The organism is Paenibacillus sp. GYB003 (assembly GCF_036577625.1).
Lineage (GTDB): Bacteria > Bacillota > Bacilli > Paenibacillales > NBRC-103111 > Paenibacillus_AB.
In genome coordinates this window covers 119,377-145,467 of record NZ_JARBDC010000052.1, presented here as the reverse complement: position 1 = coordinate 145,467, position 26,091 = coordinate 119,377, and the positions used below count along the sequence as shown (strand labels likewise).

The 26,091-nt window shown below is 58.8% G+C and carries 29 protein-coding genes; 10 read left to right on the top strand and 19 right to left on the bottom strand.

Going from position 1 to position 26,091, the window contains the following annotated elements; genetic code table 11:
• Window positions 1-3: 3 nt before the first annotated feature.
• On the bottom strand, window positions 4-456 hold the full coding sequence (locus tag PV407_RS17625) for a helix-turn-helix domain-containing protein (protein WP_332091236.1): 453 nt from the start codon (window positions 454-456) through the stop codon (window positions 4-6).
• Window positions 457-641: 185 nt separating this feature from the next.
• On the opposite strand from PV407_RS17625, the gene PV407_RS17620 reads away from it, so the two are divergent.
• Window positions 642-1,784, top strand: coding sequence for an RluA family pseudouridine synthase (locus PV407_RS17620; protein WP_332091234.1), 1,143 nt, complete (start codon window positions 642-644; stop codon window positions 1,782-1,784).
• Window positions 1,785-1,857: 73 nt separating this feature from the next.
• Here the strand turns inward: PV407_RS17620 and PV407_RS17615 are convergent, their stop codons facing one another.
• From PV407_RS17615 to PV407_RS17600, 4 genes are all read right to left on the bottom strand, one after another.
• The gene (locus tag PV407_RS17615; RefSeq protein ID WP_332091233.1) at window positions 1,858-2,217 is read right to left on the bottom strand and encodes a hypothetical protein; all 360 of its coding nucleotides are present in this window, start codon (window positions 2,215-2,217) and stop codon (window positions 1,858-1,860) included.
• A gap of 217 nt (window positions 2,218-2,434) precedes the next feature.
• Window positions 2,435-3,007: a nitroreductase family protein gene (locus PV407_RS17610; protein WP_332091232.1), complete on the bottom strand. Its 573-nt coding sequence runs from the start codon at window positions 3,005-3,007 to the stop codon at window positions 2,435-2,437.
• 19 nt (window positions 3,008-3,026) lie between these two features.
• Window positions 3,027-4,088: a metallophosphoesterase family protein gene (locus tag PV407_RS17605; protein WP_332091231.1), complete on the bottom strand. Its 1,062-nt coding sequence runs from the start codon at window positions 4,086-4,088 to the stop codon at window positions 3,027-3,029.
• A 151-nt stretch (window positions 4,089-4,239) separates the two neighbouring features.
• The gene (locus PV407_RS17600; RefSeq protein WP_332091230.1) at window positions 4,240-5,301 is read right to left on the bottom strand and encodes a M42 family peptidase; all 1,062 of its coding nucleotides are present in this window, start codon (window positions 5,299-5,301) and stop codon (window positions 4,240-4,242) included.
• Window positions 5,302-5,509: 208 nt separating this feature from the next.
• Between PV407_RS17600 and PV407_RS17595 the strand changes: the two genes are divergently transcribed.
• On the top strand, window positions 5,510-5,803 hold the full coding sequence (locus PV407_RS17595) for a DUF7167 family protein (protein ID WP_332091229.1): 294 nt from the start codon (window positions 5,510-5,512) through the stop codon (window positions 5,801-5,803).
• 110 nt (window positions 5,804-5,913) lie between these two features.
• Here the strand turns inward: PV407_RS17595 and PV407_RS17590 are convergent, their stop codons facing one another.
• Complete coding sequence (locus tag PV407_RS17590) at window positions 5,914-8,022, bottom strand: molybdopterin oxidoreductase family protein (protein WP_332091228.1); 2,109 nt, start codon at window positions 8,020-8,022, stop codon at window positions 5,914-5,916.
• Window positions 8,019-9,335, bottom strand: a complete 1,317-nt coding sequence (locus PV407_RS17585) for a nitrate/nitrite transporter (RefSeq protein ID WP_332091227.1) — start codon at window positions 9,333-9,335, stop codon at window positions 8,019-8,021. The genes PV407_RS17590 and PV407_RS17585 overlap by 4 nt, the downstream gene beginning before the upstream one ends.
• 441 nt (window positions 9,336-9,776) lie before the next feature.
• Here PV407_RS17585 and PV407_RS17580 point away from each other — a divergent pair, with 441 nt between their 5' ends.
• Genes PV407_RS17580 through PV407_RS17570 form a run of 3 tightly spaced genes read left to right on the top strand, consistent with a single transcriptional unit; the run spans window position 9,777 to window position 10,836 of the window.
• The gene (locus PV407_RS17580; RefSeq protein WP_332091226.1) at window positions 9,777-10,253 is read left to right on the top strand and encodes an Hsp20/alpha crystallin family protein; all 477 of its coding nucleotides are present in this window, start codon (window positions 9,777-9,779) and stop codon (window positions 10,251-10,253) included.
• The gene (locus tag PV407_RS17575; protein ID WP_332091225.1) at window positions 10,250-10,474 is read left to right on the top strand and encodes a hypothetical protein; all 225 of its coding nucleotides are present in this window, start codon (window positions 10,250-10,252) and stop codon (window positions 10,472-10,474) included. The genes PV407_RS17580 and PV407_RS17575 overlap by 4 nt, the downstream gene beginning before the upstream one ends.
• 44 nt (window positions 10,475-10,518) lie before the next feature.
• Window positions 10,519-10,836 (top strand): hypothetical protein, encoded by a 318-nt coding sequence (locus PV407_RS17570; RefSeq protein ID WP_332091224.1) that lies wholly within the window; start codon window positions 10,519-10,521, stop codon window positions 10,834-10,836.
• 64 nt (window positions 10,837-10,900) lie between these two features.
• On the opposite strand, the gene PV407_RS17565 is transcribed toward PV407_RS17570, so the two are convergent.
• The 4 genes from PV407_RS17565 to PV407_RS17550 form a co-directional block, all read right to left on the bottom strand.
• Window positions 10,901-11,116 carry a double zinc ribbon domain-containing protein gene (locus PV407_RS17565; protein ID WP_332091223.1) on the bottom strand — a complete coding sequence of 72 codons (216 nt, stop codon included), beginning with the start codon at window positions 11,114-11,116 and terminating at the stop codon, window positions 10,901-10,903.
• A 142-nt stretch (window positions 11,117-11,258) separates the two neighbouring features.
• The gene (locus tag PV407_RS17560) at window positions 11,259-11,780 is read right to left on the bottom strand and encodes an Hsp20/alpha crystallin family protein (protein WP_332091222.1); all 522 of its coding nucleotides are present in this window, start codon (window positions 11,778-11,780) and stop codon (window positions 11,259-11,261) included.
• Between the two features lie 35 nt (window positions 11,781-11,815).
• Window positions 11,816-12,076: a hypothetical protein gene (locus tag PV407_RS17555; protein ID WP_332091221.1), complete on the bottom strand. Its 261-nt coding sequence runs from the start codon at window positions 12,074-12,076 to the stop codon at window positions 11,816-11,818.
• Between the two features lie 16 nt (window positions 12,077-12,092).
• Window positions 12,093-12,350: a hypothetical protein gene (locus PV407_RS17550; RefSeq protein WP_332091220.1), complete on the bottom strand. Its 258-nt coding sequence runs from the start codon at window positions 12,348-12,350 to the stop codon at window positions 12,093-12,095.
• Between the two features lie 195 nt (window positions 12,351-12,545).
• Here PV407_RS17550 and PV407_RS17545 point away from each other — a divergent pair, with 195 nt between their 5' ends.
• Both PV407_RS17545 and PV407_RS17540 read left to right on the top strand, forming a co-directional pair.
• The gene (locus PV407_RS17545) at window positions 12,546-13,013 is read left to right on the top strand and encodes a hypothetical protein (RefSeq protein ID WP_332091219.1); all 468 of its coding nucleotides are present in this window, start codon (window positions 12,546-12,548) and stop codon (window positions 13,011-13,013) included.
• A 71-nt stretch (window positions 13,014-13,084) separates the two neighbouring features.
• Window positions 13,085-13,408, top strand: coding sequence for a hypothetical protein (locus PV407_RS17540; protein ID WP_332091218.1), 324 nt, complete (start codon window positions 13,085-13,087; stop codon window positions 13,406-13,408).
• An 82-nt stretch (window positions 13,409-13,490) separates the two neighbouring features.
• On the opposite strand, the gene tatA is transcribed toward PV407_RS17540, so the two are convergent.
• The 5 genes from tatA to PV407_RS17515 all read right to left on the bottom strand — a co-directional run bounded on the left by tatA (window position 13,491) and on the right by PV407_RS17515 (window position 17,423).
• Window positions 13,491-13,694, bottom strand: coding sequence for a twin-arginine translocase TatA/TatE family subunit (gene tatA, locus PV407_RS17535; protein WP_332091217.1), 204 nt, complete (start codon window positions 13,692-13,694; stop codon window positions 13,491-13,493).
• A gap of 108 nt (window positions 13,695-13,802) precedes the next feature.
• Window positions 13,803-14,828: a Gfo/Idh/MocA family protein gene (locus tag PV407_RS17530; protein WP_332091216.1), complete on the bottom strand. Its 1,026-nt coding sequence runs from the start codon at window positions 14,826-14,828 to the stop codon at window positions 13,803-13,805.
• A gap of 49 nt (window positions 14,829-14,877) precedes the next feature.
• Entirely contained in the window at window positions 14,878-15,582 is a 705-nt protein-coding gene (locus PV407_RS17525; RefSeq protein WP_332091214.1) for a PIG-L deacetylase family protein, read from the bottom strand.
• A 52-nt stretch (window positions 15,583-15,634) separates the two neighbouring features.
• Window positions 15,635-16,585 (bottom strand): glucosamine-6-phosphate isomerase, encoded by a 951-nt coding sequence (locus tag PV407_RS17520; RefSeq protein ID WP_332091213.1) that lies wholly within the window; start codon window positions 16,583-16,585, stop codon window positions 15,635-15,637.
• A gap of 25 nt (window positions 16,586-16,610) precedes the next feature.
• On the bottom strand, window positions 16,611-17,423 hold the full coding sequence (locus PV407_RS17515) for a sugar phosphate isomerase/epimerase family protein (protein ID WP_332091212.1): 813 nt from the start codon (window positions 17,421-17,423) through the stop codon (window positions 16,611-16,613).
• A 238-nt stretch (window positions 17,424-17,661) separates the two neighbouring features.
• On the opposite strand from PV407_RS17515, the gene PV407_RS17510 reads away from it, so the two are divergent.
• Together PV407_RS17510 and PV407_RS17505 are read left to right on the top strand one after the other, a co-directional pair.
• Entirely contained in the window at window positions 17,662-18,558 is an 897-nt protein-coding gene (locus PV407_RS17510) for an AraC family transcriptional regulator (protein ID WP_332091211.1), read from the top strand.
• A 31-nt stretch (window positions 18,559-18,589) separates the two neighbouring features.
• Window positions 18,590-19,486: an AraC family transcriptional regulator gene (locus PV407_RS17505; RefSeq protein WP_332091210.1), complete on the top strand. Its 897-nt coding sequence runs from the start codon at window positions 18,590-18,592 to the stop codon at window positions 19,484-19,486.
• A 42-nt stretch (window positions 19,487-19,528) separates the two neighbouring features.
• Here the strand turns inward: PV407_RS17505 and PV407_RS17500 are convergent, their stop codons facing one another.
• The gene (locus PV407_RS17500; RefSeq protein ID WP_332091209.1) at window positions 19,529-21,889 is read right to left on the bottom strand and encodes a glycosyl hydrolase family 28-related protein; all 2,361 of its coding nucleotides are present in this window, start codon (window positions 21,887-21,889) and stop codon (window positions 19,529-19,531) included.
• 809 nt (window positions 21,890-22,698) lie between these two features.
• On the opposite strand from PV407_RS17500, the gene PV407_RS17495 reads away from it, so the two are divergent.
• The gene (locus PV407_RS17495; protein ID WP_332091207.1) at window positions 22,699-23,721 is read left to right on the top strand and encodes a methyltransferase domain-containing protein; all 1,023 of its coding nucleotides are present in this window, start codon (window positions 22,699-22,701) and stop codon (window positions 23,719-23,721) included.
• A 111-nt stretch (window positions 23,722-23,832) separates the two neighbouring features.
• Here PV407_RS17495 and PV407_RS17490 read toward each other — a convergent pair whose 3' ends face one another.
• Both PV407_RS17490 and PV407_RS17485 read right to left on the bottom strand, forming a co-directional pair.
• Window positions 23,833-24,837, bottom strand: a complete 1,005-nt coding sequence (locus PV407_RS17490; protein ID WP_332091206.1) for a Gfo/Idh/MocA family protein — start codon at window positions 24,835-24,837, stop codon at window positions 23,833-23,835.
• A gap of 40 nt (window positions 24,838-24,877) precedes the next feature.
• Window positions 24,878-25,888 carry a Gfo/Idh/MocA family protein gene (locus tag PV407_RS17485; protein WP_332091205.1) on the bottom strand — a complete coding sequence of 337 codons (1,011 nt, stop codon included), beginning with the start codon at window positions 25,886-25,888 and terminating at the stop codon, window positions 24,878-24,880.
• Window positions 25,889-26,091 lie beyond the last annotated feature (203 nt).

Here is a 26,091-nt window from a genome sequence, read left to right as displayed (position 1 = left end):
CGGTCACGTTCCGGCGATTCGTCCGACTTCGCTCAGCAATTTGCCGACGAACGACGGATTTCCCCAAATGATGAAACGGCTTTTTTTCTCTTCGTTCAAATACATGTACTGGAATTTCGCTTGTCCTCTCGAAGCGTCGTCCTCGTTCATGATCGCGACGATGCGCTGCGAGAGGTCCGCCGCTTCCTGCGGCTCGAGCCGGCCGTCCAATACCGAGCATACCGTCATCCTTTCGTCCGCCCCGATCCGGTCGCCGTTCAAAAACGATTCGATATCGCGCTTCGATCGCTCGTGCAAGTCGAGCACGATTCCGCCGGCGAACGCATCGACGTCTTCCTCCCGCATTCGCCATTCGCCGCCGACCTTGCTGGCCGACAGCCTGCCTTCGCGAATATAGCGGCGTATCGTCCTGGGATGCAGCTCCAGCATCGCGGCGACCTGTTCAACCGTATACACGGCAACGCCTCCCCACATTTTTCCATGTCGGGAAAAGTGTAACCGATATCGGTACGATCGTCAATGATCAAATGTAACTATAGGGTATAATATGTAACTATTCGGACAGTTTTTCGAACCGTTTCCATTCCCGCCTTTTTATCGTACAATTATCCGTATTGACGAAAAAACGAGAGAAACGCGTGGTGTCATCGTTGAGACAATCCGACCGACAATCGAAACGAACGCCGGCCGGCAAACCGGGCGGACGTTCCAAACAGACGTTTTCCGGCAAGCCGGGCCCGCACGAGCGAAAAGGATCGCAGCCCGGACGCGGCGGCCGCGGCGGCGGAACCGAGCCGGGCAAATCCGGACGAGGCGGACCGCTTCCCGGTGCCGCCGCCAAAGCGAACCGCAAAGGAGCGGCCGATTCGAGAACGGCGCCCCCGGCCGTACCGAAGCAGACGATCGGTTTGAAATCCGCCAGGCGCAAAGGCGAATGGCTGGAGCTGAAGCTTCCGGACGGCTTGTCCGCCGCGCCGATCGGCGCCATTATGAAGCAGCTGCCCATCGCGCCGAAGCTGGCCGGAAAGCTCGTCGCCTCGAACGGAGCGGTCAAGCAGGGCCATTCCTTGCGGCTGAAGCTGTTTCCGCAGGAAGCGCCCGGCTTTCCGGCGGACTGGGAAGAGCTGAACGTGCTGTACGAGGACGATTTTACGCTGGTCGTGAACAAGCCCGCCGGCGTCGAGGTGCATCCGAGCGTCCAAGGCCAGCGCGGAACGCTCGCCCACGCCGTGGCCGCCTACTACGAAGCTTCCGGGCAAAGCTGCCGCGTCCGCCATATTCACCGGCTGGATAAAGAAACGACCGGCCCGGTGCTGTACGCGAAAAACGAATTCGCCCATTACGAATTCGACAAAGCGATGCGCGAAAAAAAGATCGAGCGCATCTATTTGGCCGTCGCCGAAGGCGTGTTCGCCCAAAAACGCGGCAAAATCGACAAGCCGATCGGACAGGACCGCCATCATTCGACGCGCCGCCGCGTCAGCGAAACCGGCGAACCGGCCGTCACGCTGTTTGACGTCGTCGATACGTTCGCGGACCATACGCTGGTTCGGCTTCGGCTCGAAACGGGACGCACGCACCAAATTCGCGTTCACCTGTCTTCGATCGGGCATCCGCTCGCCGGGGACGGCATGTACGGCGGAACGCGCCGGTATATTCACCGGCAGGCGCTTCACGGGGAAAAGCTCGTCTGGTTTCACCCGTGGACCGGGGAGCGAATGGAAGTGCGGGCTCCGCTGCCGGCCGATATGGGCAAGCTGCTCGACGATTTGCGGGGCGAGTGACGGCGGCGGTCATAGGCGGTCATAGAAAAGAGGCGACGGAATCGATTCCGTCGCCTCTTTCACCTTTGTCCGGTTACAGCGTTCTGAACCCGGAGGGCAGTCTGCCCGTTCTGCGAATCGTGCGGATTTGCGCGAGCGAAAGCCGTACGTTCGACGATATTAACGATTCCGCATCGTTTCCGCGAATGATGTCGTCCAGGTCGGCGATGCTCCGGTTGCCCCGGAATACGCGGAACGCCCCCCTGAAATTCGTGCGCGAGAACAATACGAGCGTAGCGTTCGGGCTTGTCGAGAAAAACCGCAAGCTTTCCGCGTCGAACCGGTCCAGGTTGCGAATGCCCAGATTGCCGCGCAGGACGCGAACGCGCCCTCTGAAGTTTTCATCGGTCCACAGCGCCAATCTCGGAAAAGTTTGCGCTATCGATTTTAGCATGCTGAATCCCCTCCTTCTCTATCAACATATGAAGCGAGAAGGAGTAGGATTGGACGGAACGACCGGAATATGAATCTATTCTAGCAAAAATATGCGTTAGCGGGGTTCGCTGACCCGCTCGGCTCCCATTTCCCGGGGAAGCGCAAAAGTCGATAAAATCCAAACCGGCTTGACACGCTTGGCCGCGGTGCGCGCCCTTTCGTGTCGAACGGCCGGATCATTCGATCCAAACGGTTTTGTCCTGCACCGGCTTCCGCTTCTTGGTCGGGAGCGGCAGCTTCGGAACGCCGACATACAGGAGCGCCGCGAGCTCCTCCCCTTCCGCGAGGCCGAACGCTTTCCGCATGATCGGATGGTACATCGGTTCGCCGGTGCGCCAAATCGCGCCAAGTCCGATCGCATGAGCGGCGAGCAGCATATTTTGCACGGCCGCGTGGACGGCGGCGAATTCTTCGACGCGCACGACCTGCGGCTTATCGCTCGGCGAGACGGCCACCGCGATAACGGCGGGCGCGCGGTACGCTTTCGCTCCCTGCTTCGTCCGAATATTTTGCTCGTCCTCCGCGGTACCGGCGGCCCGGGCTTGATCCAGCGCGATTTCGGCGTAAGCGTCGGCCAAGACGCGGCGTCCCTCCCCCAGCATGACGTAAAAGCGCCACGGCTCGGTCAAATGATGGCACGGCGCCCAATGGCCGGCCTCCAAAATACGTTCGATCTGTTCCTTGGATACCGGTTCGTCCGCAAGCAAACCGACCGATCTCCGTTCGCGAATCGCGTCCAATACGTCCATCGTTCCACTCCTATCGATATTAGGAAAGCCGCAGCGGCACCGACCACTCGGCTTCCTTGATCCAGCTTCTGCCGACGAATTCCCGGCCGCGCACCACGACTTTATCGGCATATGCTTGCACGTACAGCCCTTGCGCGACATTACCCGGCACGGGGTTGTACTGCGTATTCAGCACGCGGCCGACGGACGAATTATGAAACCAGTGAAACGTTTCCTTCGCATAATGCGGACGTCCGTTTTGAAAATCTTGGTGCGTATGGCCGGAGAAGACGAATACGTTCGAATACGGCTTCAAAATGTCCCGGAACTCTTTGGCCCGAATCAGCGTATGATTGCCGCCGTTTTGACCGACGGGCGGAAGCGGCTGATGGATCATGACGAAAACCGGCTGCTTGCCGTTTTGCAGCGCCAGACGGTCCTTCAGCCAGGCGAGCTGCTCGTCGGAATACCAGGCGCCTTCGCCGACGCTCGGCTTTTCCTGGACGTAAGCTTCCTGCGATAAAAGCAGGATCCGGTACCCGCCCGCCGTCGCCTCCGAGTACGGCTTTTCGAGACGAAACTGCTTCATGAACGTTTGCCTGGAGCCGGCGTCCGTCTTGCCGTTCGGCATCGTTTCTTTGCTCCACGCGCCTTCCTCGCTGATCCAAATGTTGTAATAATCGTGATTGCCCATATTGGCATAGAGCGGGGGCAGCCGCTTGTAGTCCTTCAATATGCGGCGGTATTCCTCGTAATCCGCGTCCGTCGCGGATTCCGTAATATCTCCGGTGATGACGATCGCCTCGATCTTCGATTCGAAGGCGAGCATATCGTCCAGCGCATGGCGGAACCGTTCGCTCGGGTAGGCGACGCCGCTGTTGATATGCAGGTCGCTCAAAATCATGAACGACAAAAGCGCCCCCGAATCGTCGTCCCGGTTGCCGATGACGACCGGTTCCCCGCTTTCGTCGGCTCCGGATGCGGTAACGCCGGCCGGGACGCCCGACCGTCTGTCGATCGCGTACTTCCAAATCCCGCCGACGGTTGCGGCGCCCATGACGGTTGCGGCGATCGATCTTTTGATAAACGTTCTTCTGTCCATGATGTTCCTCCGCTGCCGCGTACGTATTCGATACGATTATATCGCAGCGGCTGCGGATTGAACATAATTAACGGTGTTAATTATTCATGCTAATTATTAATGTCATTAATCACCAAAAGCCTTCGATGCGGCATCGTTATTCCTTGCCGTCCTACAGCTCGTCGTCAAGCGGATTCAAATTTTCGCCGCCTGTAAGATTGACGATCATATCGGTCAGCAGCTCGATCTCCTGCTCGATGTCGCGGAGGCTCGCCGTCTCCACGGGCGAATGCATGTAGCGAAGCGGCAGCGACACGAGCGCGATCGGCACGCCGCGGCCGGTGAACCGGATCATGTCGGCGTCCGTCCCCGTTTTGCGCGGCGTAAGCTCCAGCTGAATCGGAATGTTTTGCCGCTTGGCCGCCAGCTCCAGCAGGTTGTTGATTTTCCGGTTGATCGGCGCACCCTTCGCCAGCACGGGCCCTCCGTCCAGCTCGATAACCTCGTGCTTGGAGGTCGTGCCCGGATAATCGGTCGCGAACGTGACGTCGACGGCGATCGCCATCGTCGGCTGCAGTCCGGCGGAGGCAAAATAGGCGCCGCCCAAATTCGTCTCCTCGTTGACGGTGCTGGCGGCGTACACGCCGACTTTCGCGCCCCGACCGGCCGCCCTGCGCAACGTTTCGGCGACGATAAACGCGCCGGTCCGGTTGTCCAGCCCCCGGCCGCTGATCCGGTCGCCGAGCAGCAGCTCCGGCTCTCTTTTGTAGACGGCCAGATCGCCCACCTGGACGATGCCGGCCAGCTCTTCCTTGCTTTTCGCGCCGCAATCGATGCACAGATCCGAAAACTCGAAATCGTCCTTCAGCCCGCCGTGATGCTGGGCGTTCGCTCCGATGACGCCCGTGATGCGCCCGCCGCTGCCCCATATGTCGACCTTCATGCCGACGGCCAGCTTCTGGCTGATGCCGCCGAGCGCGTCGACGTAGACGAAGCCTTTGTCGTCGATTTTGCTGACGATCAGGCCGATCTCGTCGCAGTGACCGGCCAGCAGCACTTTGAACGGCGCCTCCGGATTGACGACGCCGACGGCGTTGCCGGCCATATCGGTGCGTATGTCGTGCGCGAACGGCTTTACGTACTCGATCCATTTGCGCTGAATGATCCATTCCTGCCCGGATGGGGACGGCGTGGAAAGCAGCTCCATCAAAAATCGTTTCGCTTGTTCGTCCATGATCGTGTAGACATCCTTTCCTCTTCGAATGAAGGTTACGAGAGCGCTTCTTCCGCGCGGTCCAGCTACCCTTTCATTATTACCATCATAGCGGGGAACGGAACCGTTTTCCAGCGCGGGCCGAAAATAGTGGCGTATCCAGTGGATTCGCGCACCGTACATTTGGTAAGATGGTTGTACATGCCAAAAACGAAGGTTGTGACCGAAAATGGGCGTCCGCTTCAACCGCGAATACCGGGATATCGTCCGCGATCTCGGAGCCGCGCTCGGACAAATCGACAACTGCTACGAAACGTTTGAGATGGACCGGGACGATTGGGAAAGACTGGACCGCGACGAACAAATCGATTATTTGCAAACGCTCGCCGACGATATTTTTTACGGCCTCGGCACGGAACCGCATATCGAGGTGGGCGAAGGCAGAGTGCAGTACGATTCGTCCAACCATATGATCCGGGTATGGACGGATTCGCAGATCGTTCATCTGATCAAGCTGATTTGACCGGACTGGCGACAAGCTTCTTCAAACCGAAACCAATCGAAGCCGAAACCGAAACTCGCACGCAAAAAACGGCCGAAGGAATCCCGCTCCCTCGGCCGTTTTTCGTCATCCTATTCGTCGTCGACCCGCTCCAGACGGACCGCGCATATTTTGAACTCGGGCATCCGGCTGACCGGATGCAGGGCGTCGTTGGTCAGCCGGTTGATCGACAGCTCCCCTCCCCAATGGAACGGTACGAATACGGTCGTCGGATGAATATTGTCGGTAATTTTCGCTTCGAACACGAGCGAATCGCGCCGGCTCGTAATGCGAATGCGGCTCCCCGGCCTCATGCGCAGCTTCTCTGCGGCCGACGGGTGAATTTCGGCGACCGGCACCGGCGACTTTTTCATCAAAGGCTCCGTTCTGCGCGTCTGCACGCCGCTTAAGTAATGGTTGCCGAGCCGGCCCGTCGTCAAAATGTACGGATAGTCGGCATCGGTCGTCTCGGCCGGCTTCATCGGACGAATGCCGTGCAGCTTCGCTTTTCCGTCCGGATGATAAAACCGGTCGGCGAACAAAAGCGGCGTTCCCGGATGATCCGGGGACGGGCACGGCCAAAAGACGCCTCGCTCGCTTTGCAGCCGGGCGTAGCTGAGACCGGAGTAGTCGGCTTTGCCTCCCTTCGAAGCCAAACACAGCTCGTCGAAGACCGACTCGGTCGAAGCGTAATCGAAGTAGCGGCCGCGCCCCAGCCGGCGCGCGAGCGAACAAATAATATCGATATCGGTGCGGCTGTCGCCGGGAGACGGCAGCGCCCGGGGACGGTGGAACACGCGCCCTTCCAAATTCGTCATCGTCCCTTCCGCCTCCAGAAACGACGAGCCGGGCAAAAACCAATCGGCCAGCTGCGCCGTTTCCGTTTCGAACAAATCGACGACGACGAGCAGCTCCAGCTTTCGCAGCGCCCGTTCGACGACGCGGCTGTTCGGGCTGGACACGAGCGGATTGGAGCCGAGCACGATCATCGCCTTGATTTCCCCCGCATCCGCCTTCTGAAACAGCTCGTAAGCGGAAACGCCTTTGCCCGGTATGTCTTCCGGAGCGATCCCCCATACGCCGGCCACATGCTCGCGGGCCGCCGGATCTTCGATCGAGCGGTAGCCGGGCAGCTGATCCGCCTTTTGGCCGTGCTCCCGGCCCCCTTGTCCGTTCGCCTGGCCGGTTACGGCGCCGAAGCCGCAGCCTTCCCTGCCGATTTTGCCGGTCAGCAGGCACAAATTCATATAATTGAGCGCATGCTCGACGCCGTTCACCTGCTGCTCGAGACCGCGCGCCGTCAGGACGACGCCGGTTTCCGCTTTGGCGAAGCCGCGTGCGACCGTTCGAACGACCGCCGCGTAAATGCCGGTATATTGCTCCACGCGATCCGGAGAAAACGGCTCGACCGCCTCGAACAGCTGCTCCAGCCCGTTCGTCCGCTCCCGCACGAACGATTCGTCGTACAGCTTTTCGTTCAGGATGACATGGATCAAGCCGTTGACGAAAACCGAATCGAAGCCGGGCTGAAGCCGGATATGCAAGTCGGCGCTTTTCGACGTCATCGTATTGCGCGGATCGATCGTGACAATGACCGCTCCGCGTTTTTTCGCCTCGAGCAAATACGGCATCATCGTAGGCTGACATTCCGCGATATTCGTCCCCGCGAGGATGATATACTTCGCCTTCGGGATATCCGACAGCGGCATCGTCAGCCCCCGGTCCAGACCGAAGCAAAGCTGGGACGCCGCCGCGGCGGACGACATGCAGTACCGGCCGTTGTAATCGATATATTTCGTCCGGAGCGCCACCCGGGCGAACTTGCCGAGCAAATAGCACACCTCGTTCGTCAGCGAGCCGCCCCCGAACACGGCGACGGCATCCGGCCCGAATCGCCGCTGTATGTCCACGATGCGGTCCGCTATGCCGGACAGCGCTTCGTCCCAATCGGCCGTGCGCCACGGTCCTTTGTCCGCATCGCCGCCGTGGCCGCCGGTACGCCGCATCGGAGCGGCGATCCGCCCGGGGTGCACGGCGTGCCTGAGCGAATGGAGCCCCTTTTGGCACAGCCGTCCCGTCGCGACGGGAAAGTCCGGGCTGGGCTTCACGACTAGTCCCGCCTCGCCTTCCCCCTGAACGAGCTCCAGGCCGCATTGCATGCTGCAAAAGCAGCAGTGGGATTTCAATGACCCGCCGCTCATGCTTTCCTCTCATCCGGGCGCGCCTCTGCCGCGAACGTCGCCTGGTACGCCAACCTGTTCGCGCTGCCCGCAGCCACCCCTCCGACCGCGGACGGGCCCGTTCCGCCGACGACGACTTTGCCGCCGGCGCCGATCCACGTTTTTCGCCAATTGCTTTGCACGGCGACGATGACGAGCATGCTGACGAACGCAATGCCGCTCAGAATCAGAAAGCCCGGCGCGAACGTGCCGAACGCCTGCTTCATGTTGCCGAGTATTTTGGGCAAAAAATATCCGCCGAGTCCGCCGGCCGCCCCGACGATGCCGGTTACGACGCCGATTTCGTTCGCGAACCGCTGCGGCACGAGCTGGAATACCGAGCCGTTGCCCATCCCGAGACCCATCATCATGACAAACAGAAGCGCGGTCGCCACCCCGATCGAAGGCAGCGTCGAAATGGCGGCAAGCAGCACGGCTACGCCGGCGTACAGCGCGATGAGCATGCGGATTCCGCCGAATTTGTCGGCAAGCCATCCACCGAGCGGACGGAAGAAGCTTCCGGCAATGACGCAAAGCGTCGTGAAATCGGACGCCCTGACCGGCGCCAGTCCGTACTGCGTATTGAAAAAAATCGTCAAGTAGCTCGACATCCCGACGAAGCCGCCGAACGTCACGCCGTAAAAAAAGCAGAACAGCCACGTGTCTTTTTGCTTCAGCACTTGCGCGTAATCGGTCAATTGCTTCGGCTCCGGCCGGTTCGGGCTGTCCTTGGCGAGCAGCGTAAAGACGAGAAACGTGAGACATACCGGAATGAGCGCCAGCCCGAATACGATGTGCCAATCGCCGAAATGCTGCGCGATGCGGTTGGCGAACAAAGTGGCGAAAATCGTTCCGCTGTTGCCCGCTCCGGCGATTCCCATCGCCAGCCCCTGATATTGCGGCGGGTACCATCTGCTCGCAAGCGGCAGCGCCGCGGCGAAGCTGGCTCCCGCCACGCCGAGCAGCAGGGCGACGACGTACATTTCCGTCAGCGAATCGGCGAACCAGCAGCCCCAGACGAGCGGCACCATCGTGACGAGCAGGCCGAGCTGTCCCGTTTTTTTCGGCCCGATCGAATCGGTCAGCAGCCCGAGCACGAGCCGCAGAAACGATCCGCCGAGCGTCGGCAGCGCGACGAGGTTCGCCTTTTGCGCGGCGTCGAGCTGGAATTGGTCGGAAATAACGACGGCGAGCGGACCGAGCAAAACCCATACCATGAAGCTGATGTCGAAATACAAAAACGAGGAAAACAGCGTGGGCGTATGTCCGCTTTTCAAAAACGACTTTTTGTCCATTGGCGATACCCCTTCCTTCATGTAACGATATCTAACACAACAATCGCTTTAACTTGCCAAAACTGCTAGCCTCCCTCCGTTCCGGGCCGACGCCCCGCAATCGGTCGAACAATGCGAAAAGACATAAAAAGCCCATTTCCCGCCGCGCGGAAAAATGGGCTTCATCGCCGATCGGACACGTCGTTGTGTCCGAATCATTTCTGTACTTGATTGTATCGGAACGCAACTTTCGTGTCAATATACATCACACAAATTTTTATTCATTTTTAAAACGAGCGACAAAGACATTTTATATAACATTTTATGTCATTTACCCGCTTCTGATCGAGACGAAATGTCCGGAAGCGGCGGTTCATCCATCGGGCGAGGGCATGGGAAGGCAACCCGGCTCATACATATAAAGGAGAACGAGAACGGTCTTTCGCCGAAAGGAGGCCGCTGATGAGCGAAACTCCCCGTCAATTTTGGAAAAAGCTGAAGTCGCAGGCGGACCGGACGTTAGGCGATCAGTTCTGGAACGATATTGCCGGTATAATCCCGAACTCGCAGCCCCGGGTGGACGTTTATCAGACCGGCGACCGTTTTTTCGTCGCGATGGAGCTTCCCGGCTGCACGCCGGACGGGACGCTCAAGCTGTCCGTCCATAACCATACGCTCCATATTAAAGGCGACATTCCGTACCGATACCCGGTCGAGGACGATCAGCTGATCGTGTCCGAACGGTTTTTCGGACAATTCCACCGCAAAATCCAGCTTCCTCCCGACGTTTCGGACGAAGGGATGAAAGCCCGGCTGCGGGACGGACTTCTCACCGTCGAATTTTTTCGAAGCAAGCCGTCGGACGCCGTCATCGATATCGCCATCGACACGGGCGAACCGCCGAACGAAAACGAGACCGACGGCGAGCCGCAATCATGAAGGGGGCGATTCCCATAGTACGCATTCGTTTCGGATCGATCGAAATCGACCGCATCGCGGACAGCTCGTCCGTCAACGCCGGAATCAACGTCATCATCGGCAGAACCGCCCGGGAGCAAACGAACGAGGCTCTCGGTACGGGCGGCGGGAAGGGCAACCGGATCGAAGCCGGACAGCATGTCCTGCGGACGAAGCGTCCGCCCGCGCAAACGGCGGAATAAGCTGGATCGGATCAGATTAGTACCGGACGGGGGGCTTGGACATTATGGCCGCTTCGCTGTTTTCGCCGAATTTCGTGATCGGCCGCATCGAGATCGGCAGCGTGGAAGGAGCCTCGTGCGTCAACATGGGCAACAACTTCCCTTCCAACTTTCAGAGCAGCAAAAAGCATAACCAAGGCTTCGGCGACGTGAGCGGAAACAACAACCATTTATCCGGCACGAAGTCGTCGCTCGACGATTCCGACTTTTTGGAATGGATGGGCGGCGGCGCGGCCGAATCGATTCCCGAGCCGGTCCGGGAATGGTTCGCCGAGCTCGTTCGCGCCTCGTCGCAGCAGGCGGATATCGCGAAGGGCGATTGACTTCTCCCTACTCCCTTCTCCCGACAAGCCGTCCGACGCGCCGAAGCATCCGGCGAACGTCCGCTTACAGCAGCCCGGCTTCCCGGAACACGGTCGGCGACCCGCAATCCGCGCAAAACGCCGCATCGCTCCGGTTCACCTTGGAGCAGCCCTTATGCAGCGGGCTTCTTTTTTTCGTGCAACGGTTGACGAGCGGCGCGCCGCAGCGGACACAATACTTGTCGGTCTTTTCCGGCATATGCCCGCAGCGGACGCACGGCTCCTTCTCGCTGTCCGTCATGTTCAACCGCCTCCGCTTGCAATCGTTGCTCTATTGTATGCAGCGGGATCGCAGGCGGTTTTCCCGAAACGAAAACGGACCGCGCGTATCGTTTCGGCTCGCTGAGCCGATTGAACGAACGGCGGTCTGCCTTCTGCGGTATTCAGCCTCCTTCCATGTAACGAATCGGAATTTCTTTGGCGGGCGCCTCCTCTTCCTTCGGCAGCGTCACCTCCACGATTCGCCTCTTATAAATCGCCTTCGCGCCGTCCACGCGAACGAGCGCGGGAAATTTCACCGTCTTGTCTTCTTCGCCCGGCAGTCCGGCGACCTTCAGCTCGCCGGGAAAGGCGAACAGACGCACGCTCCGTGGATCGACGTCCGCGTTCAAGCGAATTCTTACAAAAATGGCGCGATGCGTCTCGAACACGTTGCACGCTATGGATGACAATTTGCCCGCAGACGGCGGAGGGCCTGCGGTTCCGGCTTGGTGGGCGACCGCGGCGGGCACCGTCTCGGCCAAAATGTTTTTCACGTACCGGTCGACCCAAGGGATCGTTCCCGCCGCTCCGCTTAGCGCCTCCTTCCACCCCGGTCCTCCGAAAAAGCCGTTCTGAAACTGCTCCCAATCGAACATCGGTCCGTCCGCCCCGTTACCCGCCTGCCTGCCGTCATTTTCGCCCACGGGCTTCCTCCTTTCCGCTCGCGCAGTTTCCTCCGTTACGACGCTTTGGCCGGCGCCCGGCCGCTCAAGAAGACGTCGCGGTCGTCGATCGGCGTATCGATCGCATCGTTGTCGTAAATGACGTTCACGTTCCGCGACACTTCGCTGTTATCGCCCATTTCGGACATGCTTGCATTCGTTTTGCTATGCGAGCTCCATCCGTACTGCAAATTCGTTCCGACGAAAATACCCGAATTCGGACCGATCGAATTGACGACGATCCGGTCGAATTGCACGAGAAATTTGGTGTCCGGCATGACGAAGCCCCTTTCGTTACGATTGGACGCTCGGCCCTCCTTCTTTCTCGAAGCCGTCGAGGATAAGCGTATCGAGGAAGTCGTTGTCGGACATCAGAAACAAATTGCCCGAATTATTTACTCCCCCGCCGAAGCCGTTGTTGTTTTGTCCGCTCGAAGCCTGGTTTTTATTGTGGGAATCCCATCCGGGCGCCGACGTTTCGCCTACGAAGACCGCGCCGTTCGGGCCTTGGTTGTTCACATAAATTCCGTTGAAAATGATCGTCCCCGGCACTTGCGTCCCCTCCTTCCAGCGAATTCAAAAGCCTCCGACCTGAAGCGTCTCGTATCGTCGTTCAACTATGTATACTCCGCTTCGCGGATGTCCTATTCGCCGGAGTCGCTCGCGCGACGCATGCTTTCCGCGCGACGCCCATATACTGAAAGTGAGAAGGGTTGTCTGATTCGAACGGACGAGTGGGGGATGGCCATGTTCAAATGGATGCCGCGGCGCGGCAAAACGACGGCGCTTCCGCCCGCCGCGGACAAGACGAGCCGGCTGGAGCAAAAGCTCGAACGGCTCGAGCAGTCGATGCAGCAGCTCGCCAAAGAAACGAGGAAGCAAAGCGTAGTCGTACGCCAGCTTCATATTCATCATCCGGTCGTGGAAAACGTAACGTTCCGTCTCGATGCGCTGGACATCGAGGAGCTGAGCGGTTCGCTCAATCTAGGCAACAATTTCGACGTGCAGATCGACCCGCAGTCGTTATTTCGCGGCGGAAAAGCGGCCAATCGCAACGAAGGCGCGGGTACGGACACGCCGTCCGCCGGCAGGACGAAATCCGATGCGAACTCGGATCGGGCAGACGAAAAACCGGGCGATCCGGGCGAATCGATGCGGCGCACGGCTTCGGGCTTCTCGTACCGGCCTTCCGCATCCTCCGCCCCCGATCGGTAAACGTTCGCCCAGGCCCCATTTGCCGCCGCTAGCGTAAGATGTAGCATACGACCGCAAAGGGGAACGCCGCAGTGACACCGTCCGCCATCGTCTTCAAGCAAATACGAGTCAACCAAATGGCGCAAAACAGCGGCGTATTTATCGGCATCAACAACGCTTCGTTTTGGGGATCGTACGCCAAAACGCAAACGGGTCAAGAGCTTTCCGGCGCGAACGCGACTCGCAACCGCGCCTATTTCTCCGATAAAGACGTCCTGGACGCGGTCGCGTTCGGTCCGGCCGCTCTCGTGGCGCCGCCCTCCTCCGCCGGCGGCAAGAAGGGGCGCAAAGCGGCCAAGCCGCGAAAGCCGGCCGGGCGCCGGAAGCGGAGCCGCAAACGAAAGCGCGACGGATAGCGCTTACAAAAAAAGATGACCGAATCCGCACCGCTGCGAACCCGATCATCTATACGGTCTATCTTGCGTCGCCATGGCAACGTCAGTTGACCGATTTGCGTTCCGGCTTCGGTTCCGAAACGTTCGACTCTTCCGCCTCGGCGATCATTTGCCGGCTTCCTTTGCGGAACTCTCTGAGCGTATCTCCGATAGCACGGCCCAACTGAGGAAGCTTGGACGGTCCGAACAACAGCAAAGCGATCAGGATGATCAAAATAAGCCCGGTCCAACCGATATTAAACGGCATACGAATTCCCTCCTCCATGTCGGCTCTTCCTTAACGATAACAGACAGCCCGCCCATGGGCAATCCCCTCGGGCGGGTCTTAACGTAAATATTTTTTGAAGAAGATTCGCTATGCGATTCCGACCAGTGCGCCGCCCGAATCGGCGGAACGGGCTTCCGCTTCGGCGATCGCCAGCGTGACGAGCGTATCGAAAGGCGTCGCCCGCTCGATCGGACGGTCGTGCAAAATCGCCTCCGCGAAATATTTGATTTCGCGGTAATAGCCCGAGTCGCCGGACAGTTCCGGCACGAACCCTTTGCCGTTCATCGGATTGTCGCGCAACACCCGCTTCTCGTAGACGAGGTTGCCGCCTTCGAAATTGACGCGGAACGACATCTCGAAGCCGAATTCGCCGGTCAGCGAACGGTCGCATTGCGAGCTGACGATTTTGCGGTCGGGGTATGAATAATTCGTCGATATGATGTCGAACGAGCTGCCCGGCAGCACGTCGCGCGCGAACGTCGACACCGACTGCGGCTTGCCGAACAGCCAGTTGATCATGTCGATATCGTGGATATGCAGATCGAACAAGCCGCCGCCGCTCGTTTCTTTGCGCACCATCCAGTCGTTGTGCGTCCATTTCGGCGGATGCCCGCCGCGGAAAAAGTGGGCGGACAGAACGTCGCCGTACCGGCCGCTGTCGACCGTTTCCTTCAAATACTCGTATTCCGGCCAAAACCGCAGCACTTGCGCGATCATCAGCTTTTTGCCGCTGCGCTTCTCCGCCTCGATCATGCGCCGCCCTTCCTCCGTGCCGAGCGCCATCGGCTTCTCGCACAGCACGTGGCAGCCCCGCTCGAACGCCTTGACCGTCATGTCCGCGTGGAGATGGGTCGGCATCGCGATATCGACGAAATCGAACGACTCTTCCTCCAGCATCCGATCGTAATCGGTATAGTGCTTGTAGCCGGACAAATCGAGATCGCCGCCTACGGTCGGAATGTTGCCGGGGACGAAAACGCCTTCGAACTTTTTCGCGTCCGAGTCGCAAATCGCCGTTACCCGGATCGGGAATCCTTCCGCCTCCAGCCTTTTGTAATTCGTCAAATGCATCCGGCCCATAAAGCCGAGGCCTACCAAGCCCACTTTCAGCATAAGGTTCGCTCCTAAACGTATATTGTCTGCCGCTTTGCTACCGTTCGCGTCAAACCGGGAAGCGGACGGCGTTCGGACGCGTCCAGACGAGATGCTGGACGAATCCTTCCGCATACGTGCAGCCCGCCTGAATGCCTCTCGTCTTGCCGAGCGTCGTGACGAAATCGACGATGTCGACGTTGTCGTGCTCCTTCAGCCAGACGAGCTGGCTTTGATGCTTGCGCAGCATGTCCAGCTTCGTTTCCAGATGGTCCGTCACGTCGACGTAAAACGTCGGCTCGAAGCCGAGCCCGGACAAGTTGTCCATATAGTAAAGGCCCGGAACTTTGTCCGCCGCCGGATTGTTCGTCTTGAACCACGGCAGCGTGGCGAAAAACGTCGCGTGGAAGACGAGCTGGCTGACGGCGATATGGTCCGGCATATAGTCGTTCGGCGCATGCGTAATGACGATATCCGGCTTCGCGTAACGGACGAGGTCGATGAACATCATCCGGTTTTCCTGATTTTCCGCGATGATTTCCCCGTCGCCGAAGCCGAGCGAGATCACTTCGCTGCCGATCACTTTCCCCGCCTCCTGCGCTTCCTTGCGGCGAATTTCCGTCAGCTCCTCCGGCGGAATCGTATAGTGGCCTTTATCGCCTTTGCAGGCATGGCAAAGCACGATATGGTGGCCGGCTTGCTTCAGCTTGGACAGCGTTCCCGCGCACGATATTTCGATATCGTCCGGATGGGCGCCCACGGCCAAAATGTTCATGCCGATCGCTCCTTTCTCCATCATTGATTGCGTTGCGGCCGGCGAAAGCCCGTCAGTTCAGCTCGGGCTCTAGCGGTCCGCCGAGCTCGGCGAGGAAAAACAGCTTGCCCGGAATCGTCGGCATGTAGCTGGACGGCACCCACGGATCGGGGCCGTACTTCAGCGTCGTCCGCAGCGACATCCCCTGCCACATCATGCCGCGCCCGAGCGCGCCGTCCGCGCCGCCGATCGCGTAATCGGCCTGCAAAAACAGTCCCGGACCGATCGTGTTCGCATAGCACGGAACGAGCGTCGTCCGGCTTTTGAAGCTCGTGATCGCGTTTTGCTCGATCGTCAGCGGGTGCAGCTTCGCGCCGATCCGGTGCGTATCGGCGCGCCACTCGGCCTCGGTGGCGTATTCGCCGGCGAAATGCGGCTCCCAGAAAGCGATATGGAATACGCGGCCGATTCCGTAGACGACGGCCAGCTTCGCCCCTTCGCTTTTCAGCCGGGCGATTTTTTCGCCGTACGCCGGCAAATTGGACTTCGTCGCGAAATTGCGCTGTGCTTCGGGAACGGTCAGCTCGCCGAGCGGAAGGTAAAAGCTGTTTTCCATCGCGTATTGGAACGCCCCGGGATTGCTCGGCGGCAGCGTATTGCCCTCCGCGTCGCTCCATTCGTCCATGTTGAAGCCGTATACGTGCGATGCGCTGACGTTCCACGCCTGCAGGAAATAAACCGTCCATTTGTACATGCCCATCGGTCCGACCGGCAGGATGAGCGCCAGCTTCTCGCCTCGGTCGCGCGTCTGTTTGATCAGCAGCGCGATTTCATGCCCCATGTACGTGTCGAACTGCTCCAGGCTGGAGCATGGCACGGGCCGGAAGCCGTCGTTCCAGTGCGTTTCCCGCTTGAGCGCTTCTTCCGGCGTCAAGCCCGCGCACCGGTCGATTTTCCGCAAGTCCCAGCCGGCCGGAAAAAACGTCTCCATCAGCGACCCTTCGAGCGTCGTGAACAGATTCATGCTTCGCATCCTCCTTGTCGGCCGGCTATGCCAGCCATTTTTGCAAATTGTCGATCGTCGCGCGAATGTCGCGCGCTTGCTCCTCGCCCGATATTTCCCGCTCGATAATCAACTCGCCGTCGTAGCCGATCTCGCGCAGCTTGGCCAAAAATGCGGGGAAGTTCACCTTCCCGGTGCCGACGAGCGCTTCCTTGCCGAGCAGATCGCCGTTCGTCGGATAAAAGCCGTCCTTCACGTGAACGTTGCGGACGTACGGACCGATGACGTCGAGCGCGTCGATCGGATTGCCTTTCCCGTACAAGATCAAGTTGGCCGGGTCGAGATTGATGCCCAGATTGGACGTGCCGACGCGCTCGATCGTCCGCAGCAGCACGACCGGCGTTTCCTGCCCGGTTTCGAACCAGAAGCCGAGGCCGATGCTTTCGCAATAGTGCGCCACTTCCCGGATCGCCGCGACGACCCCTTCGTAGTTCGGGTCGGTCATATTTTCCGGGATGAAGCCGCAATGCGTCACCAGGGCGGGCGCTCCGATTTTTTTGCCGAAGTCGGCCCAATGTTTCAGCGTCCGCACGCGCTCTTCGCGATACGCCTCCGGCACGAGACCGAGCGTGACCGGCCCCTCGGTGAAATTCCATTTCCCCGGTCCGGCGACCCATCCCCACATGGCGCAAATGCGAACGCCGTGCTCCTTCGATTCGCGCAGCACGTTGTCCGCGATTTCCGGCGTGCACAGCTCGGGGTTCCAGCCGATCAGCTGGCAAACGTTCAAGCCGAATTGGCTGACATGCTCGAAGCAGCTGCCGTTGTTTTTCAAAATGTTGACGACGCCGATTTCCAACGCCTTCGCCCTCCATTTCCAGGTTGGATTTACATCGTAATCATAACGTGGAATCGGCGGCCGTTCTTTAGACGATGAAACGTCTTTTTTGCACGACCTTTTGCACAATCGTTCGAAAAATTTGCATTTTGCCGTTCCGGGCCATAAAAGCGGCGTTCGCCGAAAGGAATTTATCCGCTCCGCGTTGAAGTGAAAATGCAAACAAACTCGTTTGTACGCGGAAAGGGCGATTTCGGCTATGCGATTCCCACGCTACGACATTCGCGAAGACATCCACATTCGCAAGCTAATCTCGTGCTGCTATTTCGAGCTGTCCAAAAATTACAGGTACGCGGGCGAAAAACACGACTTCTGGGAAATTTTTTACGTCGACAAGGGCGAGATCGAAATCGACACCGACTTCGGCCATTTCAATTTGCGCCAGGGCGACCTGCTGTTCCACGAGCCGAACGAATTTCACAGTCCGAAGAGCAACGGCAAAATTTCGCCGAACGTCTTCATCGTCACGTTCGAGTGCGAGTCCGAGCCGATGTCGTTTTTTTTGCAAAACAAACTGTTTCACTTAAACGAAAAAGAGAAGTCGGCGCTCGCCCTGATGATGGAGGAAGGATGGAACGCGTTCGACACCCCGCCGCTCGGCAGCGGCCGCATCCTGTATCCGCGGGAAGACGCGCCGTTCGGCAGCGAGCAGCTGTTCAAGGCGCATCTGGAGACGCTGCTCATCTATTTGATCCGTGCCGGCCACGACGCGCAAAAAACGATGCCGTCGCCCGTCCCGCGTGAGCACCGGGATAGCGGCGTCGTCGATCAGGTGATCGCCTACATGAACGATCATCTGGGCGAAAATTTGACGCTCGACGCGCTGTGCGACCGTTTCGCCATCGGCCGGACGCAAATCAGCATCATGTTCAAAAAGCGGGTCGGCTGCGGCGTTATCGAATACATGAACCAGCTCAAGATCGACCGGGCGAAAACGTACATCCGTGAAGACGTTTACAATTTGACCGAAATATCGGAGCTGCTCGGCTACAGCAGCGTCCACTATTTCTCCCGGCATTTCAAAAAAACGACCGACATGACGCCGTCGGAATACGCCAAAACGTTATCGAAAGGGTTCACGCGAATAACGAAATAATTCGATCGGTTGAAAGGGGCATGATTCGTTTATGACGCTGAAGCGATATCCGATCGCGCGCGACATCGTGATCGACAACATCGTTTCCTGCCATTACTTCGAACTGGCGAAAAATTATTGGCACCGCGGCGAAAGCCACGATTTTTGGGAGCTCGTCTACATCGACCGGGGCGAGCTTCACGTGAGCACCGACACGTCCGATTACGACTTGAAGCAGGGCGATTTGCTGCTCTACGAGCCGGGCGAGTTTCACCGGCCGAGCACGAACGGCAAGTCGGCGGCGAACATGTACATCGTCTCGTTCGAATGCTTCTCGCCGGCGATGCGCTATTTTACGGAGCATAAACGGTTTCATCTCAAGAACGAACAAATCGCGACCGTCTCCCTCATCATGAAGGAGGGCTGGAACACGTTCGGCTCCAACCCGGTCGCGGGCAAACTGGCGAGACAGCAAAGCTCGCCGTTCGGCAGCGAGCAGCTGTTCGTCCTTTATTTGGAATTGCTGCTGCTTCAGCTCATCCGCATGGGCGAGCGTCTGCAGCAGCGGCAGCAGCAATCGTCCGTCGTCAAGGAGAAGCAGGAGGCCGAGCTGATCGACCAAGTCGTCGCCTATATGAAGGACAACCTGGTCGGCAGCCTGGCGCTGTCGCAGCTGTGCGAAAAGTTTTCCGTCGGCCGGACGCATCTGAGCACGCTGTTCAAAGCGAAATTCGACTGCGGCGTGCTCGAATATTGGAACCGGCTGAAGATCGACAAGGCGAAGCAGTACATCCGGCAAAACAAATACAATTTGACGGAAATCGCCGACCTGCTCGGCTACAACAGCCTCCATTACTTCTCGCGCCAGTTCAAGCGGACGACGGACATGACGCCGTCGGAATACGCCAAAGTGCTGCGGGAGCGGCTGTACAAGCAAATGATCCATTAGACGGCTTGGCAGCCGCGTCGACCGCAATATCGGATCCGTTCGTCAAGGTTGGAAAACGCCGTAATTCGTAAGCGCTTGCTTCAGCAGGTTCACTTCCGCCTCCAGCTGGGCGAGCGTCGCCCCGTTCGTCGCCGGTGCGGCTCCCGCGCTGCCGAGCGCTCCGAACGGCTTGAACGTCGGCGCCGCGAACGATACCGGGCTGGCGTTAAGCGCGGTATCGAGAGCTTGATTGATCTTCAGCTCGTTGCCGGCGACGCGGATAATGCGGCGCACCTGATTGCCGGATTGGAACACGATCCATTGTCCCGGCGCGAGCATCGAGGCATCCGATACGGTTACGTACGAGCGGCCCGCGGGAGCGGTCGCGGTCACGCCGGTCAACGTGCCGGCCGTTCCTTTCGAGACGGCTTTATAGCCGATCGGCGTTTTGCCGTCGACGACCGCCGTTCCCGTCAGCAGGACGATGTCGCCGTCTTCGAACGTCCCCGATTGCGGCGGGAATTCGGAGACGAACTTCAAGTAGCGGTCGGCCGAATCCAGTTGAACCGACGGCGCGGTAAACAGCCACAGCCCGCCGTTCGAAACGATATGGTTGTCGCGCACTTTGACGTTTTTCATATAGCCGTCCGCATCGCTCAGCCGGATCGAATAAATGCATTTCGTTTCCGGGTACCGGTCGGCGATATAGTTGTTGCAGATGAGCGCCCCGTCCACGTTTTTGCGGAGCAAAATGCCGGCGCGGTAAAATTCGTTGACCGTCGGGTAATGGCCGGCGTTGATGATGATGTTGCCGGAAATGACGACGTTCGACAGCACGCTCGTCGTCTTTTGGTATTTCCCGATATGGATGGCCGAGAGCGGAGCGTTTTTGATGATGTTGTTGCTGATGTTGATGTTCGTCATGTTCGTATCTTTAATCAGCCCGATTCCGTAATAGAACATTTCGCTGAGGCTGCGCGTCGTCAGCTCTTCCTCGAATTCGATCGTATTGCCGGTAATCGTAATATTTTCGAAATCGCCGACGCTTTCGAAGCTGCCGGCCGTGCAAATGCCGGTCGCGTAACGTCGCATATGGACTTTATTCGAGATGCTGATCGTGTTGTTCGATATCGTAATGTTTTTGACCGGATTCGGATCCTCCTGCCGGTTCCACAGCTGGATGCCCTGATTGCAGTTGCTGATCGTATTGCCCGTGACGGTCATGTCCGTCCGATCCCCGCTTAAAATACTCGGCTGCAGGTTGATGAACGTATAGTAGCCGTCGACGACGCAGCCGGAAATGACGCTCGGGCCGGTATGGGATTCGATCGCCGCCCGCGCCCGCTGGCTCGTATCCGCGAAAAAGATGCAGCCGTCGACGAGATGGTCTTTGCCGTTGACGTAGATCGTCGAGTTGTCGTACTCGGGGGTGCCTTTCGTTTGGACGAAGTGGAACAGGCAGTCCGTAATCGCAACCCGCTCGCCGTCGTCCCCGTTGAAAAAGATCGCGTTCGTGCCGCATGTCGGCTCGAATTGCACGTTGCGGATTTCGATGTTCTCGTAATGGAACAGGCAAAACACGAATTGGTGCCAATACGGATGATCTTTCCGGCCGAAATCGATGTTGCAGCTCGTGTTCGAAAGCGGGTTTTGGTCGATCCGCAAGTGGCTGATTCGCACGTTCTCGACTTTCGGCGAGCCGAACGTATGTCCGAATACGGTCCAATAGTCGCCCGCGTTGTCCTTCACTTTGACGATCGTATGGATGCCTTCGCCCTGCAGGCTGACGTTGCTGCGCAAATCGATCCGGTTTTGCAGGCTCGGCGAAACGACATACGTTCCTTTCGGGAAAAAGACGGTTCCGCCGCCGATCGCGGCCACGCTGTCGATCGCCAGCTGAATGGCGGCCGTATCGTCGGTTGTTCCGTTCCCCGCCGCGCCGAACCATTTGACGTTGTAATACTCCGTCTCGACGATCCGCTTGAACCTCGCTCCGCTCGTCGATACGAGGACGAGACCGGTATTGTCCGTCGAAGTCGAGTCGTTCGGATCGTATACAAAGTGCCCTTCCTTGCCGGGATCGGTTACGTAATAAATAAAATCGGTTTGCGGCGTACTCGTCGCGCGAAGCTCGCTTACGGCGACCCCGCCGACCAAATCGTAATTTGCGAGCTCCAGCAGTCTGTCCTTATCCTTCGGCTTGTCTTTGCCAAGCGCCTTGTACACCGCCTCGTCCACGGTTCCTTTCGCGTTCGAGCCGATCGCGCCGAACATCATCGCGGCCGCTCCCGCCATCCCCATCGAGGCAAGCAGCTTTCTGCGGCTGACCAGCCTCCCGTTCGTTTGCGCGCCATCGCGTTCGATCGCATTATGTCCGTTCGCGCTGCTTTCCCCCAGCTTCTCCCGTACGTTCGGGTCCCGCATAAACATCCTCCTTCGCCCATTGCGATAATGACGATCGCCGGGAGAGGTCGCGGTATCGGTTCGTCGGGCTTGCCCGAAAACGGTCCGCATGGCTCGCGCCCATTCCCGCAATCGCTTACATTTCGATCTTACCTTGCCGATACGGGCGAAATCTTTATCTGATCGCCCGAACTTTTTACACCCGCCTTGTCACGATCGTTCGCACCGTTTGCACATATTGGCAGGCCGGCTTACGTGTATTTGTCGCAGCTCTGTCGAACAGCATCGGATGGGACCCGAAATATGCAGGAGGAACGACGGGAAAACCTCCGTTTTTGTCGGCTTCCCCTCTTTGGGAGCATTAAGGGGAAAACTTCCCGATCATGCTGCCGGGACCGCGCTTTTCGCCAAAACAAGGCCGATTTACCGGGAGCTTTTCCCGTTGCTTACATCCGATTGCCGGTAGCCCCCGCACCCGAAATCGTGTATAATGAGCCTATTCGTTTCGGATGGAGGGAACAGCGCTTTGATGATGGCCGTTTTTTTGACAGTTTCGTTCAGTTGACCGCGAACTGAATAGCGTGCGGATCGCGACCGGCAACGGTCTGAATCAGCGTTCGGCGGATGGACCCCGAGAACGGCGGTTCTGTTTGCCCATGCCTGCATGCGCGCGTACGAATTGTCAATGAAACGGAATAGTCGATCGCTCGCCGCCGAGCTCGTTTCCCGCGGAAACGGCCGACGGCACGTTCATGGAAACGGCGAATGGACTTTTGTTCATTCGCCGTTTTTTTGTTCCCGAAAATCGAAAACAAATGGAGACATGCGTCATGACGCTTTATTTCGCTACCGTACTGCCGGGATTGGAAGCTGTGCTGGAGGATGAAATTCGCGCGAAAATCGGCGATGCGCGCATCGCGACGATCGAACGCGGAAAAGTATATTTCACTTCGTCGCGAGAGGAGGAAACGCTGCGGACGCTGCGGACGGCGGACAATTTGTTCCGATTCGTGCACCGGTTTCGGGTCGGTCCGCACAAAACGGATCTGCATCATATCGAACGCGAAATCGCCGCCCTCGACCTGGATTGGGTCGCGGACGGCCGATCCGGACCTGTCCGGTGCGCGGTGCACGCGAGCCGGTCGGGCAAGCATACGTACTCGAGGTTCGACGCCTCGTCCGCCGCCATGATCGGCCTGACGAAGAGACGCAGCCGGTTCCGCGAAGGCGCGGGCGGTAACCACGAGGTCGAATTCAGGCTCGATATCGCGCACGACGAAGCGGTCTTCGCCTTGAGGCTGACCGATTCGTCGTTCCGGTACCGCAAGCCGTCGCGCGCGTTCGCCCCGGCGGCGATCCGCCCTACCGTCGCCCACGCTCTGGTATGGCTGTCGAAGCCCGCCCCCTCGGATACGTTCGTCGATCCGTGCTGCGGCTCGGGAACGATCGTGATCGAACGGCTCGCCTATCCTTCCCGGCGAATCGTCGGCGGCGATATCGACGAGGACGCCGTCCGCGCCGCCGTCGAAAACGCCGGCAACGAAGCGCGGCTGCGGCTGCATCGATGGGATGCGCGCCGATTGCCGCTCGATGCCGGAAGCGTGGACAAGCTCGTCGTCAATTTGCCGTTCGGCAAGCAGATCGGTTCCGGCGAAACGATCCCCGCGCTTTACCGGGACATCGTGAACGAAGCGGACAGGGTATTGACAGGCGGCGGAACCGTCATTTGCATGACCGACGCGGCCGAGCCGCTGGAACGGGCGGCCGAACGGTTCTCGTTCGAGGTCCGTGAGCTGGCTTCGCTCAGCTTGAAAGGGCTGCATCCTTCCGTCTATAAGCTTGCGAAACGGTAAGCTTGTGTGTCGTTGAATAAGAGTCGCGCGAGCAATGCGATGCCTGGAAACGACAAAGCCCCCTTTTCTGCCGTACGTTGAAAAGGGGGCTTTCCGATGCGGCGGCGCCGCTTATCCGAACAATATTTCGCGGTGGCTCCGCTGCGACTCGTACGTGCCGAGTATGATTTCGAGCGAATGCTTGCCGTCGCGGCCGGTTATGACCGGCTGGCGGTCGTGCAGCACGGCCTGCGCCATATCGCGGATTTGCGCGGCATGCCCGTCCGGCACGACGGAGAACGGCTCGAACGCCGGAATTTCGATTTTCTCTCCGATGACGTAGAGCGTCGTAATTTCGTCGCCCGTCAATACGATCGTTCCTTTGTCCCCGTGCAGCACGATGCGGTGATCCGGCTGCTTGTACGCCGTCGTCGTCGCCTCGATCGAGCCGAGCGCCCCCGACTTGAACTGCAGCGAGACGACGGCCGTATCCTCCACCTCGATGCTGCGCAGCACGTTCGCCGCATAGCCGTGCAGCGACTCGACGGGACCGGCCAGCCACTGCAGCAGGTCGATCGTATGGATGCCCTGGTTCATCATCGCCCCGCCGCCGTCCATCGCCCACGTGCCGCGCCAGCCGGCGCTGTCGTAATACGCCTGGTCGCGGTAAAACTTGACGTAGCCCGAGCACAGGCTCAGCCTGCCGAGCCGTCCGTCGTCCAGCAGCTGCTTCACGAACCGCGACGCCGGGGACATCCGGCGCGGGAAAATCGTCGCCAGCTTGACGCCGAGCGTCTCGCAAGCCTCGACCATCCGCTCGGCGTCGTGCAGCTGAATCGCCATCGGCTTCTCGCATACGATATGCTTGCCCGCTTCGGCGGCCTGGATCGTTTGATCCGCGTGCATGCCGCTCGGCGTGCACAGGCAGACGACGTCGATGTCCGGCGCGGCAAGCAGCTTCCCGTAATCAGAGTACGCCTTGACGCCGTACTTGGCCCCATACTCCTCCGCGCGCATCGCATTGACGTCGCATACGGCCGCGAGCTCGGCTTCCGGAGCCCGCTCGATTCCGATAAAATGGCTGGACGAAATGCCGCCGCAGCCTACGACGGCAAAACGCACTTTCCGTTCGCTCATGGTTTCGCATCACCTTTCATGCTGCTAATATTTAATTTCATTAATTATTAATGGCATGGATTAGAGTCGCTGACGCATCGGCGTGCACGGCGGCTCGGCTCGCTTCGAGAATGTCGCGGTGCGTCAGGATGCTCGGCTTCCCTTCGATCCGGCCGAGAAAATCGGCGGTAATCGAAACCGGGACCGCTTCGGGAACGATCCGGACGAACGGCTCTTCATGCGTAATTTGAAAATAAAGCTCCTCGTTCGCGACCGTCGACGGGTCGCCGCTTAACCGCAGCTCCGCGCAGCCTGCCGTTCCGGTGACGAAAATGCGACCGTCCCCCCAGGTCCAGCTTTTGTCCGGCGTATGCCAATCCGTATACAGCTGCGCCATCGTCCCGCCGCGCATCAGCACTTGGGCGCCCGCCGTATCGAAAAAAGTCGGATGCTCCGGCGCGGTATGTTTGGCCAGCAAGCTATGGATCGATTCGATTTCCTGTCCGGTCAGCCAGCGCAGCAAATCGAAGTCGTGAATGAACAGATCTATGATGAGTCCGCCGTTTTGCTCCTTCGAGAAATGCCACGCATGCCGCGACGCCGGCGAAAGCTTGTGCGGCTTGCGCATCGTAATGCTGACGATCCGGCCGAGCCGTCCGTCTTCGATGTTCCGCTTCAAAGCGGCGATCGCAGGCCGAAAACGCTCGGTGAGCAGAATGCCGACCTGAATGCGTCCCCGCTCCACGACGGCTTCCAATCGTTCGAGCGCGCTTCGGTTCGTCACGATCGGCTTGTCGAGCATAATATGCTTGCCGTACCGTTCGCACCATTCGATAACGTCGATTTTTTCGTTGTTGATCGCCGACGAGCCGATAATCCGGATCGATTCGTCCTGAAGCGGTTCCGCGCTTTCAAGCAGCGGGATGCCGTACTGGCCGGACAGCCGTTTCGCCAGCGCGTTCGCCTCGGGCTCGTATATGCCGGCGCATTCCGCGCCGAGCGCCGTCATTTCGCCGATAAAAGCGGCGATATGGCCGTGCTGACAGCCGTATATGCCGAATCGTAATGCCATCTGCCGTTTCCCCCATCGTTCCTTTATTCGACCGTCCGCCGCAATGGGCGGATTGCCCGGTCTACCTTCACCATCATACACTTTCCGAACGTGCAAAAGATTTAGCGGATCGGTCGAATATTTTGCATCCGCGTTTGTACAATCATTCGCATCATTTGCATTTTCCTTCGTCCCGGCATCGGCCGTTTAAAGCAAGCGAAAAA